The following is a 13,494-nucleotide window of genomic DNA, read 5'->3' as shown; positions in this document are numbered from 1 at the left end:
TTATCAAGACTTAGACTGCCTTCAAAGTTCTGACTTTGAGGGCAGAGTTTTTATGTCCATATTTTGAGTAAAGTTCTTAATTGAATCACAGCTCATTTTGTTGAAACCCTTTCCTAGGGAAAATATAAAGTAGTTCTTTGATTTTAATAATTAAAACTACTTAATGAAGTAATTGCTCACTTATGTTCGTTTATGCGACTGATTCTATATGCCACTCAACAAATATATTTCATAGTCTATCGTAGAATAGTCCAAGCCACAAATGTTTATTTATAAGATATATTCAGGTATAGAATCAAATATCATAACTTATCACGATAATAATTATGATATTATATAAAATAAATATATAAAACAACTAAGAAGGTGCATCTATGAATAAAGTATCATATAATTTCCCACCATCAAGAATTGAAAGAGCAAAAGATAAATTAAAAACATTTATTTATAATGAATATTATTTTAGTCCAGGAGATAAAGTATTAGAAGCTGGATGCGGGGATGGGGCCATCCTATTCAAACTTATTGAGAATTATAAAATTGAAGGACATGGTATTGATATTTCTGAAAATGCAAAAAGTATTGCAACTGAGTATATGATTAAAACTGGAATCAAATTTAAGTATGTTATTGGAGATGTTCAAAATTTACCTTACCCTCAAAATACATTTGATACAGTTATTTCATTAGGTGTTATAGAACATTTTCTAAACCCTGATAAAGTCATGAAGGAAATGTATAGAGTATTGAAAACTAATGGACACCTTATATTAATGACACCAAATAAATATTCGTTTGGTATTTTAGATAAGAAAATAAAAATTTTATTAAAAGTTTGGAAATTTGGTTATCAAACGGAATATAGCGTAAATGATTTAGAAAAGATAGCTAATAAATATGGTTTTAAAGTAGTCTCACGAAAGACTTTTAAGAACGACTCAATCAGTTTTAAACTGATTTCATCAATTGATCAAATATTAAATGTTTTTAATAAAAATTTGGGATTCTACAGTTATATCTACCTCATAAAGGAGGTAGATAAAAATGATTATAAATCATATCAAACTTCAATTTAATGAGACAGTTACAAAATATGATTCTGTTTTAATTGTTTTAACCTATCAAGGACATCTTGTTTTTGTTAAAAATAAAAAAAGAGCATGGGAATTAACAGGAGGTAAGGTAAACCATAATGAAACGATGAATGAGACAGCTATCAGAGAGGCTTATGAAGAGTCTGGCGCTGTCATCAATGAAAGTGATATAGACTATTTAGGTTACTATATACTACCAAATGGCCATACCACTACAATTACAAAAGCTGAAGTAAGCTATTTTAAAGATATACCGAAATATTCAGAAACTACTGAAAGAATACTTACGAAAGAACCATTAGACAAAAATTTATTATCATTTCAAGATGGGTTATATGAAGAAATTTTTAAATATTTAGGGGCATACCATGAATAAGGTTAAAAAAGGGTATTTATTTAATATTATTTCCGTAGCAATCATGTCTTTAACCCCAATATTAAACAAACTTTCACTCACTGATTTATCACCTATTCAAGCAAGTTTTTTTAATGCTTTGTTTTCAACTTTAATATTATTAATAACTGTATTACTCGATAAAAGTAAAATAAAAATCTATCATAACAAATTTATATGGCTCTTAGGTATTACTAATACAATAGGTATTTTACTCCAATATGTAAGTTTAAGTTTGTTAGATCCAGTTAGTGTTGGATTATTAGGAAGATTTTATATTATATTTGCGTTGTTTCTTTCAGTGCTCTTTCTAAATGAAACGTTGTGCAAAAACGATACCCTTCCTATAATTTTTGCTGTTATAGGTTCATTCTTGATTACTCATTTTTCAGGTGATTTTAACAGTATATTAGGTGTGATTGTCACCCTATCTTATACATTCTTTTTTGCGCTAACGAATATGTTAGCTAAAAAGACCGTCAAAGACATTGATTCTAAAACCATCTTACTATACAATCAAGCGACTTCTACTTTGTTGCTAGGTATCATATTAATTGTGACTAATCATTTACATACCATACATATAAGCATAGGCTTGTTCTCTATTTTACTTTCTGCTTTGTGTAGTGGCGTAATAGGACTTTTATTATTTTATGAAGGTTTGAAATACATTTCGTTTCGTGAAGCGAATATTATAAGAACCCTCAATCCTATATTTGTGTTTATATTTTCTTTCCCGTTTTTCCCTTTACCATTAACGTCTAAATTCATAACCGGCGCGATTTTAATCATTATTTCTATTATTTATATGAATCTATATAAAGATAAAAAAACGTCTTCATGATAACTTTTTCATTAAAAATGCGCCCTACCATTAGATCTCATTCTAACTTTGGGGCGTATATTAATTGGCGTATTTTATAAAATTAATTGAACTAACAAACTAAGAAATTATATTTATGTCCATCTGGATCAGCAAATGTTGCACCGTAATAACCTTGAGAAGTCTTAGGTTCATCAATCACCTTACCACCTAATGCTTCCACTTTATGCATTAATTCATCCACTTCATTATTAGTTTTAACACCTAATGATATAATCACTTCATTAAAGACGAAAGAAACAACTTCGGATTAAGACGACTTAACCCGAAGTATTTTATTAGGCCAATATGTGATCCATTGAACGATTCACACTACTTGCATACATACCACCAAATTTAACTAAATGCACCATGAATAAATATAATCTATAGAACTCTAAGCGTTTTTCTGCTCCTTTTCCTAAAGGATAATGCTTTTCATATTCATTATAAAACTCTTGTGTAAATCCACCGAAGACAGTAGTGATACCTAGATCAAATTCTCTATCTCCATATAACGGGGCTGGATCAAATAAAGCGGGACGCCCATCTTTTAAAAACATATAATTACCGCCCCATAAATCACCGTGTAAAAGAGACGGTTTGCTATTATGATTTTCTAATTCATTAATCATAACAGAACGTGCTTGTTCGTATACTTTATTATCTTCTTCATTCCATAAATTTTTACGTAATAGTTCATCTCTTAAATGATCCATACGCCGTTCTACAAAAATTTCACTCCAAGACTCTGACCATGTATTATCAAATGAGACATCAGCCCCTTCATAAGGTAACTCGAATCCAAACTTACCTTCTGACTGTTGATGACTATGCATTTTGGCTACAAGTTGTCCTAATTCTTTTTGACTTCCTTTACCGCCTTCTTCTAAATAACTGAGTAATAGATACGCATCGCCATTAATTTCGCCATTTTCAATCACTCTTGGTGCTGTAATATCTGCTTTTTCAAATGCTTCTAGTCCAGCCATTTCGGCAGCGTAGAAAGAGGGTTTACGATTTCTTTGAACTAATAAAAAATATATATCATCGTTTGTTGTAATTTTAAATGCTTCATTTACATCTCCACCGCTTACTGGTGAAATATCTTGAATACCCTCTAAAGGTAATTGATTTTTCCAATCTGATTTCATTAATTATCCTCCTTAGTCCAATTCTTTATCTACTATTCTATTACCTAAATGGATGTGCTTTAACCTTTGTCATTCCAAAATGATTTAAAGTTAGGCAATTTTTCAAACACTTTCAAATTTGACTATTCATTTTTAATCGAACGTGCTAGTCTATTAAAGGAATGTTTTTTCAATGATATTAAATGAGGATCGTAAGCCTCAAATACAATGAAATGGAGCATTATTATGTACAAATTAATTAAACCTCTTTTATTCAAAATCGAACCTGAAAAGGCACATGGATTAACAGTAGATGCCTTAAAATTCACTCAGAAAAACGCTTTTTTACTACCTTTTGTAAATAAATTATTTACATATGAACACCCCTCTCTTTCACAAAACATTAAAGGGATAACATTTAAAAATCCAGTTGGTTTAGCTGCTGGTTTTGATAAATCATGTGAAGTGCCTAAAGCACTTGAAAATGCTGGTTTCGGTGCTCTTGAACTTGGTGGCATTACACCTAAACCACAAGATGGCAATCCTAAACCGCGTATGTATCGCTTACTTGAAGATGATGCCTTAATCAATCGTATGGGCTTTAATAATATGGGGATGAATAAAGCTTTATGGAATTTAAGACGTCATGCTTACACTATTCCTGTAGGTTTAAATGTGGGCGTTAATAAAACGACACCTTACGAAGAGCGTTATCAAGATTATATTAAAGTCATCGATGCGTTTAAAGCAGATGTATCATTTTTCACTGTGAATATTAGCTCACCTAATACTGAAAACTTACAAAGTTTCCATGATAAAGATGAATTTTCAATGTTATGTCATGCTTTAATAGATTATAAAGCACAACACGAAGTGAATGTCCCAATCTTTTTAAAGCTAACTTCAGATTTAGAACTTGAAGGTTTTAAAACTATTTTACCTCAAATTACAGAAACCTTTGATGGTATGATTTTAGCCAATACCACACGTCAACGTGATGGATTATCTTCTCCAAATAAAGTAGAAGACGGAGGATTAAGTGGTCGACCTTTATTTAAACGTAATTTAGAACTTGTAAAATGGGCTTATCAACAAACGAATGGCGAATTTTTAATCATTGGTACAGGTGGTATTTTTAGTGCACAAGATACTATTCAAATGATGCGAAATGGTGCGTCACTTGTACAAATCTACTCATCCCTCGTGATAGAAGGCCCTGGTTTAACTAAAAAGATTAATCGAGATATTGCTAAATATTTAAAAGCAAACCATTATAGTCATATTAGTGAGATTATTGGACTAGATGCTAGACGTTAAAATATTTCACTAAACGATAAAGTGTACTATACTAATATTACACGTAGCACGTACTATCGGAGGGTATGTTGATGACTATAGAAGATAAACAAACAAAGTCACAAACTAAAGATAAGAATAACATTGAAGATGCCAAATCTTCTCAAGAATACGATAATAGTATCGGTTACAATGGTGAAAAGAAAACAGCTTTGGATCTTGAAATTGAACGTGAACTATTAGAAATGATGGAAAATAAAGATCCTGAACCTGAAAAAGAGAAGAAAGGTATAAAAATTGCTGGACTACTATCTGCCCTTGTTATTGCTATTTTAGCTATTGTGCGTTTTATCCATCGTACGTTATAACTAAAAGCGAAGGAGTAAGAAAGAATGGTTAACTCATTCTCTCTTACTCCTTTTAAAATTGTTCTAAAAATGCTTTAGCTTCTCGATTAATTTTTTTAAAATCAATACCTTGTTCCATCGCTGCAAATACACATCCGCAATAACATTGTCTAAATATATTATAATCATTACACATTTCTATAGACCGTTCGTAACCTTTATTTTTCTTAAAATCACTAGGTAAATAATATGTATTGTATAATCGTTGAACTTCCATACCGAGTTCGTTAATTAATTGAGCATTCTTTTTAGGAGATAATGTTAATGCACTACCGAAATAATCATATCCATACTTCACTGCTGCTTCTGCGACAAGCTCTAAACGCATCTCAAAACACGCTGTACAACGTTTTCCACCTTCAGGTTCTTCAGTAAGACCACGCGATTTCGCCATCTTCATAAATTCATATGGCTGATAATCAGCTTCAATATATTTTACCGAATGTCCAGTCTTCTCATTAAAATCTTTTACAAATTGTGCTTGGACTTTGGCACGTCTTAAGTATTCATTTTTAGGATGAATGTTAGGATTAGCAAAATAAATAGCAATATCTGCATACTGAGATAGATATTCTAATGTATATGTGCTACAAGGTGCACAACAACTATGTAATAAAATTTTAGGGCGAACGCCTTCACGCTCCCATTGATTAATCAGTTTTTTCAACACCCTATCATAATTGATTTTTTGATTTTTCATCTTCTTAATCATAGGTTCAGCATTTAACATTTCTCAATTCTCCTTATAAAATATTATATATTATTTTTAGTTTGAGACTTATACAATAAAAATATATCAGATATTATCGACTTACTATATCTTGAACTTTTTTAATAGCCTCATCTTCTATTTCTTTGAAAATTTTTATTGCCCTATGTATTTTTTATATTATTTCTTAAAGATGGTGATTACTTAAATTCATTAATGACACGCGTATCACATTGAGTACATACATTTTAAATTGGAACAAGTTTACTTCCATAATGCTTACAATAAGCCACTAAAACCTCTTCCAAATAATCTACGTAGTACTCCGAAATCATCGAATTGACTAATTAACGATGATCCAAATAAATGTAATGCAAATCCAATAATAACGAAAAATATGATAACACCGTAAAAACTAGGGATACGTAATTTTCTATTTACACTATATTTAGCAATTAAATATATACATGATGTGAATAATAAGATAATCGAAAATACTCCTAATACCCCACTTAAAATATAAAGTTTTAAAAATAGTGAAATAAATCCTAACAAAAGTATAAGCACTGATAATGTATTCGTTAAAATAAAGTCTGACAAAACTTTTTTAATTTGAAAAGGTTGAAGTACAGTTAAACGTATCACTCCATAAGTAATAAAGAAAAGAATAGCTATAGCAATAGCGATGCCTAGTATTACTCTTAGAACAATAGTAAATACTCCTGAAATGATATAACCAAAACTATCTTCAATCATAAAATGAATAAAAAATCCTAAAATTAATAAGCCCACTATCACTAATGAAGCTAATAATGAGTAACTAAATGAATGATGACTCTCAATGATTGTATCATGCCGTTTAAACACTTGTTTAAAGAATTTTTTACTTTCTTCGACAACAGATTTAACTTTTTGACTTGAAGCACCAGGATTACCATAACGTTGTTGATAAGATGTATAATCAGGTGCATCTTGCGTTTGAGATGACTCAATATTGTTGTATTGATTCACTGTAGGCTGTTCTTTTGATATAGCATTTGGCGAAGTAACAGAACTTGAAGTAGAGTGATTTACACTTTTGTTTATATGACTATCCAAGTTTAATGATTCTGGTGTTGTTGTAGATGGTGTAATCTGATCTAATTTCGTTCCACATTCTCCACAAAATAAATCTCCTTGTTGATATGACTGACCACAATTTGGACATTGCATCCTATATACCTCCATAAACATAAAATTCGAAATCATTATACCATTAAATTGAATTGCTTAAAATATTATTTTGATGAAATAAAAAAGTTCGAATCTTAAAAGATTCGAACTCTAATGATGATATATTATTCAGCTTCTCTAATTTCTGCATCGATATCTGCATAATCAATTTCAGTATTAGTGAATGTTTTATTATCGATTGGGAAGTGTTGTTCAAATGTTTCAAAGTTTTGAATTTCAACTTTTACATCATCTACTTCAAAATCTAAAATGTGTCCGCCGAAATTACGATCATCGTTGGCGAAATGAATATGGAAACCACCAGAACCAATACCATGGAATAATTCAGGTGTAAAGAAGCCAATCACTGTACCGTTAACATCTTCCTGAGTTTCTTCAGGTTGTCTACGTGCTGAATCAATTAATCTTGTATATGGTGGTTCTTGTTTTGGCATCATACGAACATGCATTTTTTTAAATTTACCAGTGATTTTTACTGCTGAGAATAAATTATCACTTAACATATGTTCTTTTACTTCATTTAATACTGTTTCAGAATCTTTATTAGAAGTTTCATAAGATTCATCTGCTTCAAATTTAGTAATTGTTGCAAAAGGTGTTAATTCATCACCTTTAAGTTTAACGAATTCTTTTTTTTCATTTGCATGGTAAGCTTCTCCATTAATGAAGATAACTTCACCGTCTGAACCTGTAAGTGTTGCTAGTCCTGAATCACCATGTTTTAATAATTCATCGATTGTGGCAGTTCCTTCTAATAAACCTGCCATCAATGTACCTAATGTACCATGTTGATATAATACATGACCCATATTAATATTCACTCCTATTTTTAGAAAATTAATTTAAAGAATCTGGTAACATATTTGTTGATAATTTAATATTATCTTTATAATTTACTGGAATATCAATTAAAACAGGTCCTTCTGTTTCGTAACCTTCTTTAATTGCAGCTTCAAGTTCTTCTGGGCTTGTTACTCGGATACCTTTCGCACCAAATGACTCTGCATATTTAACATAATCTACTGGACCAAATGCTACGCCAGCTGCACGTTTATATTTCATTTCTTCTTGGAATTCAACCATGTTGTATTTACCATCATTCCAAATTAATTGAATGATATTTAATTTTTTACGTACAGCAGTTTCTAAATCTTGACCTGAGAATAAGAAACCACCATCACCAGCAACTGACACAACTTGTGTGTTTGGACGTACTAATGCAGCTGCTATAGCCCATGGTAACGCAACACCTAAAGTTTGCATACCGTTACTGAATAATAAGTGTCTTGGATTGTAACTTCTAAATTTACGAGCCATCCAAATATAATGACTACCTACGTCTACTGTAACAGTTGTATCATCAGTTAACGTTTTTTGCATTGTATTAATAATTTCTACTGGATGTAAAATACCATCTTCATGTTCATATTTAATACCAGTAGCTTCGATAATATTTGCTCTTAATTCTTCTAAGTCATCTAAATGTTTTTGATCAATAATTGGTTCAGACACTTTTTCTGACATCATTTGAATTGTACCTGCAATATTACCTACTAATTCTTTTTTAGGACGTAAGTAATTTGTAATTTCAGCATGTACTTCGTCAATTGAGATAATTTCAGTATCTAATTCTTTATTCCAGTTACTTGCTTCGTATTCAATTGGATCATAACCGATTGCAACTACTAAATCAGCTTTTCTTAGTAATTCGTCACCCACTTGGTTACGGAATAAACCAACACGACCAAAGAAATGGTCTTCTAATTCACGACTAATTACACCAGCACCTTGGAAAGTTTCTACAACAGGTAAGCTTGTTTTTTCAACAAATTTACGAATTGCTTCTGTTTCTTTTTCACTAGAACTTCTCATACCTGCAAGTAATACAGGGAATTTAGCATCTTTAATTGCTTGAAGCACTTCATTCACTTCTTCATCTGTTGGTACGCCTAAATGAGGTTTTTCTGGTAAGTCGATTGCTTTACTTTGCACTTGAGATGAAATAACGTCTTGTGGAATACTAATGAAACTTGCACCATTTTTACCAGAAGTTGCAGTGCGGATTGCATTTGTCATAACTTCAGATAATGATTCAGGATCTTGAACCTCTGCACTATATTTAGTTGATGATTTTAGTAACGCAGCATTATCTACAGCTTGGTGAGTAAGACGTAATAAATCATTTCGTTTAACTTGACCACCGATTGCTAATACAGGGTCACCTTCTGAAGTAGCTGTTAATAATCCAGTTGTTAAGTTACTTACCCCTGGACCACTTGTTACTAATGCAACACCAGGTTTACCTGTTAAACGTCCAATGCCTTGTGCCATCATTGCAGCATTTTGTTCATGACGTGTAACGATAAGTTCTGGACCATCATCTTCTAATGCATCGAATAAATAGTCGATTTTTGCACCTGGAATACCAAATACATAATCCACATTATTATTTTTTAAAGTATCAATGACCATATCTGCAGCAGAATAGTTTTCTTTAGCCATTTTATATTCATATCCTTTCAAGTTTACATTTGTAATTTAAAGTTTTTATTTCAAAATTACTTTTCTATTTTTTTATACCCAATTAAAAAGAAGCCACACACATGTCTATTTTTTTAGGGAAAAAGAGGGAAAGACTTAGTCACATGTTAATTGCGGCTTCTTTATATTTAAATAACTTCAATTTTTAAAGTTGAAGTGTAACCTCAGTTAATTAGACATATTCAAATATGAGATGGGAGTTTTCTATTATATATGTCATGTTTAAGGGAATGATAGTAAGACATACTTATTAGAACATTTGAATACGTTGTAACTTTATTACGTTTCTTATTATAGTACGCATCGAAACATTAATAAAATACATATTTTCGATAGTAACCATTCCATATTGGAATAGGTCAATATACTTTAACCATTGTAAAATGACACAATTAAAAAGGTCTAATGACTTGACTTGTCTTCTATAATTATAGTGCCAATATTGATATAATTACTACTTTTTATATTTTTGGAGTAAATATACTCTTTTTTGTTGTTTTTATTTTAGATTTATCTGATATAATCAAATCTATCATTTAAATTTTCTAGTTATGTATTCTTGTTTGATTAAAAGTAAGAAAACTTGAAATTTTCAGAAATTTTAGACAAAATACCGTTCTTTTATGCTATGATAATAAATGTTATATAGCTAACAAGCTAATTCATTAAATTTTAAACTTATTAGTGGAGGTTCATAATTATGGCCAGTTTTTTCAAAAATTTTACTAGAAAAGAAGATCCCACTATCTATCAAAGTAAAGATGGACATTTAAAACGTACGTTACGTGTTAAAGATTTTCTTGCATTAGGTGTAGGTACTATTGTATCAACATCGATTTTCACACTACCTGGTGTAGTAGCAGCAGAGCATGCTGGTCCAGCCGTAGCTTTATCTTTCTTATTAGCTGCAATTGTTGCTGGTTTAGTTGCATTTTCATATGCTGAAATGGCTGCAGCCATGCCTTTTGCTGGTTCTGCATATTCTTGGATTAACGTTTTATTTGGTGAATTCTTTGGATGGGTAGCTGGTTGGGCATTACTTGCCGAATACTTTATTGCCGTTGCCTTTGTAGCTTCTGGTTTTTCAGCCAATTTAAGAGGACTTGTGTCTCCTTTAGGTATTGCGTTACCTAAGTCTTTATCTAACCCTTTTGGTGCAAATGGAGGAATTATAGACTTAGTTGCAGCAATTGTTATTATTTTAACTGCATTATTATTATCTCGTGGTATGAGTGAAGCTGCTCGTATCGAAAATATTCTTGTTATTTTAAAAGTTCTAGCGATTGTTTTATTCGTTATTGTTGGATTAACAGCAATTCAAGCAAGTAACTATGTTCCATTTATTCCTGAGCATAAAGTCACTGAAACTGGTGATTTTGGTGGATGGCAAGGTATTTATGCGGGTGTATCAATGATTTTCTTGGCATACATAGGATTTGATTCAATTGCTGCCAACTCAGCTGAAGCTATTAATCCGCAAAAAACGATGCCACGTGGTATTTTGGGATCATTAATCATTGCGATTGTTTTATTCGTAGCTGTAGCTTTAGTATTAGTTGGTATGTTCCATTATTCAAAATATGCTGGGAATGCTGAACCTGTAGGTTGGGCACTTCGTCAAAGTGGACATGGTGTAGTAGCAGCAGTAGTTCAAGCTATTTCAGTCATCGGTATGTTTACAGCATTAATCGGTATGATGTTAGCTGGTTCACGTTTACTTTATTCATTTGGTCGTGACGGATTATTACCTTCTTGGTTAGCCAAATTAAATGATAAACATTTACCTAATAGAGCGCTTGTTATTCTGACTGTTATCGGTGTTTTAATTGGTTCAATGTTCCCATTTGCTTTCTTAGCTCAATTAATTTCAGCAGGTACATTAATTGCATTTATGTTTGTATCTATTGCAATGTATAGTTTAAGAAAACGTGAAGGCAAAGATTTACCAGTTCCAGCATTTAAAGTACCGTTCTTCCCTGTATTACCTGTCATTACCTTTTTATTAGTCTTGCTTGTATTCTGGGGATTAAGTTTTGAAGCTAAACTTTATACATTAATCTGGTTCTTAGTTGGTATTGTTATTTATGTATTCTATGGTATTAAACATTCTAAAAAGAATGATGAAGATGATTATGTCGTACCAAAAGATTAAGATAATGAACTAACTTATATTTCTCATCTCCCCTTAAGAAACATTCAATTGTTTTTTAAGGGGAGTATACTGAAAAAGAGCAAGAAAAGACATTCACTTCACGTCTTTTCTTGCTCTTTTAATATATTTTACCAACCTTGTCCTTCTATACTATATTGATTTAAATCACCATCTTGTAGTGCTTGAAGCGCTTCTTCAATAACATCTAACGCTTTATCTAACTGTTCATAAGTAATAACGAGTGGTGGTTGAAAACGTAAGACGTTCCCAGCAACTGCAATAATCACTACACCATGTTCAAAACAGTAATTACAAATTTTCAATGCTTCTTCAGCAGCTCTTTCTTTTGACTGTTTGTCTTTAACAATATCAATTCCAATCGATAACCCAATACCGCGCACATCTCCTACGTAATCGTATTGATCTACCCATTGATTCATACGTTGACGCACGTAGTTTCCTTTTACAGAACTAGCTGTTAGTAAGTCGTCGTTTTCTATCATTTCAATCGTAGCAAGAGCCGCTTCACAACTTACTGGATTTGCCCCTGTCGTAAATAGATGTGCTGGTGCTTCAAGACTTTCAATAATTTCTTTTCGACCCACAATCGCTGACATTGGTAATCCACCTGCTAATGATTTACCAAATGTAATGAGATCTGGTGTAAAGTTAAAATGGTCCACAGAGCTCCAAGAACCTGTACGACCTAATCCTTGTTGGATATCATCAACGGCAATTAAAATGCCGTATTCGCGACATAACGTTTCAAGTGCTTCAAAATAGCCCTCTACTGGTTCTAATAGTCCGCCATCTCCTTGAATCGTTTCTAACACGATACAAGCTACTTCCTCAGCTGGAACATATTTAGCAAACATCTCTTTTAATGGCGCTAAATATTCTTCAACAGTATTTGATTTAGATTGTTCAAACATCCCTCTGTATTTATCTGGAAATGGAATATGATAAAATCCATTTAATAATGGGCCATAATGTTTACGCATATTTAAACTGATAGCCGACATTGATAACGCTCCAAATGTAGAGCCATGATAAGCATTTGTAAAGCTGATAATATATGGTCGTCCTGTATAAGCACGTGCAAATTTGATAATACCATCATTCGCATCCGAACCACTCAAACCAAATGTGACACGTTTTTCATAATCGCCTGGCGCAATATCGCATAACTTTTTAGACAGTTTCACTAAAGGCTCGTGATACATATATGCGGGGGTATAATGAATAAATTTATCTGCTTGCTTTTTAATCGCCTCTGTGACCTGTTTTGGTGCATGACCCACATTTTGTGAGCTTGCACTAGCTAACAAATCGATGTATTCTTTTCCATCTATATCTACTAAAGTTGCCCCATACCCATGATCAATCACTAGTGGATAATATTTTATACGTCCTGATGTAGCAAAATACTTACTATCTTCTTTTATCATGTCCTCTGCTTTACTCAAGCTGACTCATCCTCTCCCAAAGTTGTCAATAACTTATATCTAACTTTCTTTATTGACTTCAATTCTTATGATAATAATCAATATCTTACTAATAATTGTCAGATTTGTAAATATTTTCAGAAAAATTAAAATATATTGTTTCTATCTTTTAAACAATTATAAAAATAAATCACAAAAGAGGCTGGGACATAATTTCTAACAAATTAG

General features: G+C 31.7%; 12 protein-coding genes and 1 pseudogene. 6 read left to right on the top strand and 7 right to left on the bottom strand.

Features of this window, described 5'->3' with window-relative positions; translation table 11 throughout:
- Window positions 1–374 precede the first annotated feature (374 nt).
- Genes HMPREF2629_RS00695 through HMPREF2629_RS00685 form a run of 3 tightly spaced genes read left to right on the top strand, consistent with a single transcriptional unit; the run spans window position 375 to window position 2,332 of the window.
- Window positions 375–1,076 (top strand): class I SAM-dependent methyltransferase, encoded by a 702-nt coding sequence (locus HMPREF2629_RS00695; protein WP_054105903.1) that lies wholly within the window; start codon window positions 375–377, stop codon window positions 1,074–1,076.
- Window positions 1,045–1,470 (top strand): NUDIX hydrolase, encoded by a 426-nt coding sequence (locus HMPREF2629_RS00690; RefSeq protein WP_002449463.1) that lies wholly within the window; start codon window positions 1,045–1,047, stop codon window positions 1,468–1,470. The genes HMPREF2629_RS00695 and HMPREF2629_RS00690 overlap by 32 nt, the downstream gene beginning before the upstream one ends.
- On the top strand, window positions 1,463–2,332 hold the full coding sequence (locus HMPREF2629_RS00685) for a DMT family transporter (protein WP_049416418.1): 870 nt from the start codon (window positions 1,463–1,465) through the stop codon (window positions 2,330–2,332). The genes HMPREF2629_RS00690 and HMPREF2629_RS00685 overlap by 8 nt, the downstream gene beginning before the upstream one ends.
- Before the next feature lie 91 nt (window positions 2,333–2,423).
- On the opposite strand, the pseudogene HMPREF2629_RS00680 reads toward HMPREF2629_RS00685, so the two are convergent.
- Window positions 2,424–2,597: pseudogene (locus HMPREF2629_RS00680) on the bottom strand (VOC family protein); the annotation flags it as partial.
- Window positions 2,598–2,649: 52 nt separating this feature from the next.
- Entirely contained in the window at window positions 2,650–3,504 is an 855-nt protein-coding gene (locus HMPREF2629_RS00675) for a fructosamine kinase family protein (RefSeq protein ID WP_054105904.1), read from the bottom strand.
- Window positions 3,505–3,729: 225 nt separating this feature from the next.
- Between HMPREF2629_RS00675 and HMPREF2629_RS00670 the strand changes: the two genes are divergently transcribed.
- Window positions 3,730–4,800, top strand: a complete 1,071-nt coding sequence (locus tag HMPREF2629_RS00670; protein ID WP_017175099.1) for a quinone-dependent dihydroorotate dehydrogenase — start codon at window positions 3,730–3,732, stop codon at window positions 4,798–4,800.
- A gap of 71 nt (window positions 4,801–4,871) precedes the next feature.
- Window positions 4,872–5,147 carry a hypothetical protein gene (locus HMPREF2629_RS00665; RefSeq protein ID WP_017175100.1) on the top strand — a complete coding sequence of 92 codons (276 nt, stop codon included), beginning with the start codon at window positions 4,872–4,874 and terminating at the stop codon, window positions 5,145–5,147.
- Window positions 5,148–5,199: 52 nt separating this feature from the next.
- Here HMPREF2629_RS00665 and HMPREF2629_RS00660 read toward each other — a convergent pair whose 3' ends face one another.
- From HMPREF2629_RS00660 to alsS, 4 genes are all read right to left on the bottom strand, one after another.
- Window positions 5,200–5,916: an epoxyqueuosine reductase QueH gene (locus tag HMPREF2629_RS00660; RefSeq protein WP_049420463.1), complete on the bottom strand. Its 717-nt coding sequence runs from the start codon at window positions 5,914–5,916 to the stop codon at window positions 5,200–5,202.
- 258 nt (window positions 5,917–6,174) lie between these two features.
- Window positions 6,175–7,107 (bottom strand): zinc ribbon domain-containing protein, encoded by a 933-nt coding sequence (locus HMPREF2629_RS00655; RefSeq protein WP_019835162.1) that lies wholly within the window; start codon window positions 7,105–7,107, stop codon window positions 6,175–6,177.
- Between the two features lie 125 nt (window positions 7,108–7,232).
- Window positions 7,233–7,937 carry an acetolactate decarboxylase gene (gene budA / locus HMPREF2629_RS00650; protein ID WP_002449310.1) on the bottom strand — a complete coding sequence of 235 codons (705 nt, stop codon included), beginning with the start codon at window positions 7,935–7,937 and terminating at the stop codon, window positions 7,233–7,235.
- A 28-nt stretch (window positions 7,938–7,965) separates the two neighbouring features.
- Window positions 7,966–9,630 carry an acetolactate synthase AlsS gene (gene alsS / locus HMPREF2629_RS00645; RefSeq protein ID WP_017175103.1) on the bottom strand — a complete coding sequence of 555 codons (1,665 nt, stop codon included), beginning with the start codon at window positions 9,628–9,630 and terminating at the stop codon, window positions 7,966–7,968.
- 739 nt (window positions 9,631–10,369) lie between these two features.
- Between alsS and HMPREF2629_RS00640 the strand changes: the two genes are divergently transcribed.
- Entirely contained in the window at window positions 10,370–11,821 is a 1,452-nt protein-coding gene (locus HMPREF2629_RS00640) for an APC family permease (RefSeq protein ID WP_049416411.1), read from the top strand.
- Window positions 11,822–11,949: 128 nt separating this feature from the next.
- Here HMPREF2629_RS00640 and HMPREF2629_RS00635 read toward each other — a convergent pair whose 3' ends face one another.
- Window positions 11,950–13,287 carry an aspartate aminotransferase family protein gene (locus HMPREF2629_RS00635; RefSeq protein ID WP_054105905.1) on the bottom strand — a complete coding sequence of 446 codons (1,338 nt, stop codon included), beginning with the start codon at window positions 13,285–13,287 and terminating at the stop codon, window positions 11,950–11,952.
- Window positions 13,288–13,494 lie beyond the last annotated feature (207 nt).

The sequence above is a fragment of the Staphylococcus sp. HMSC034C12 genome (genome assembly GCF_001835895.1).
In the GTDB taxonomy this organism is placed as follows: domain Bacteria; phylum Bacillota; class Bacilli; order Staphylococcales; family Staphylococcaceae; genus Staphylococcus; species Staphylococcus hominis.
Note: the sequence above shows the minus strand (reverse complement) of the source record. Positions and strands in the feature narration are given on the sequence as shown.

Excerpts from the sequence above, each read along its gene's own strand:
- HMPREF2629_RS00640 (WP_049416411.1), top strand. The coding sequence starts at position 10,370 with ATGGCCAGTTTTTTCAAAAATTTTACTAGAAAAGAAGATCCCACTATC.
- HMPREF2629_RS00685 (WP_049416418.1), top strand. The coding sequence starts at position 1,463 with ATGAATAAGGTTAAAAAAGGGTATTTATTTAATATTATTTCCGTAGCA.
- HMPREF2629_RS00690 (WP_002449463.1), top strand. The coding sequence starts at position 1,045 with ATGATTATAAATCATATCAAACTTCAATTTAATGAGACAGTTACAAAA.
- HMPREF2629_RS00655 (WP_019835162.1), bottom strand. The coding sequence starts at position 7,107 with ATGCAATGTCCAAATTGTGGTCAGTCATATCAACAAGGAGATTTATTT.
- HMPREF2629_RS00675 (WP_054105904.1), bottom strand. The coding sequence starts at position 3,504 with ATGAAATCAGATTGGAAAAATCAATTACCTTTAGAGGGTATTCAAGAT.
- budA (WP_002449310.1), bottom strand. The coding sequence starts at position 7,937 with ATGGGTCATGTATTATATCAACATGGTACATTAGGTACATTGATGGCA.
- HMPREF2629_RS00695 (WP_054105903.1), top strand. The coding sequence starts at position 375 with ATGAATAAAGTATCATATAATTTCCCACCATCAAGAATTGAAAGAGCA.
- alsS (WP_017175103.1), bottom strand. The coding sequence starts at position 9,630 with ATGGCTAAAGAAAACTATTCTGCTGCAGATATGGTCATTGATACTTTA.
- HMPREF2629_RS00665 (WP_017175100.1), top strand. The coding sequence starts at position 4,872 with ATGACTATAGAAGATAAACAAACAAAGTCACAAACTAAAGATAAGAAT.
- HMPREF2629_RS00670 (WP_017175099.1), top strand. The coding sequence starts at position 3,730 with ATGTACAAATTAATTAAACCTCTTTTATTCAAAATCGAACCTGAAAAG.
- HMPREF2629_RS00660 (WP_049420463.1), bottom strand. The coding sequence starts at position 5,916 with ATGTTAAATGCTGAACCTATGATTAAGAAGATGAAAAATCAAAAAATC.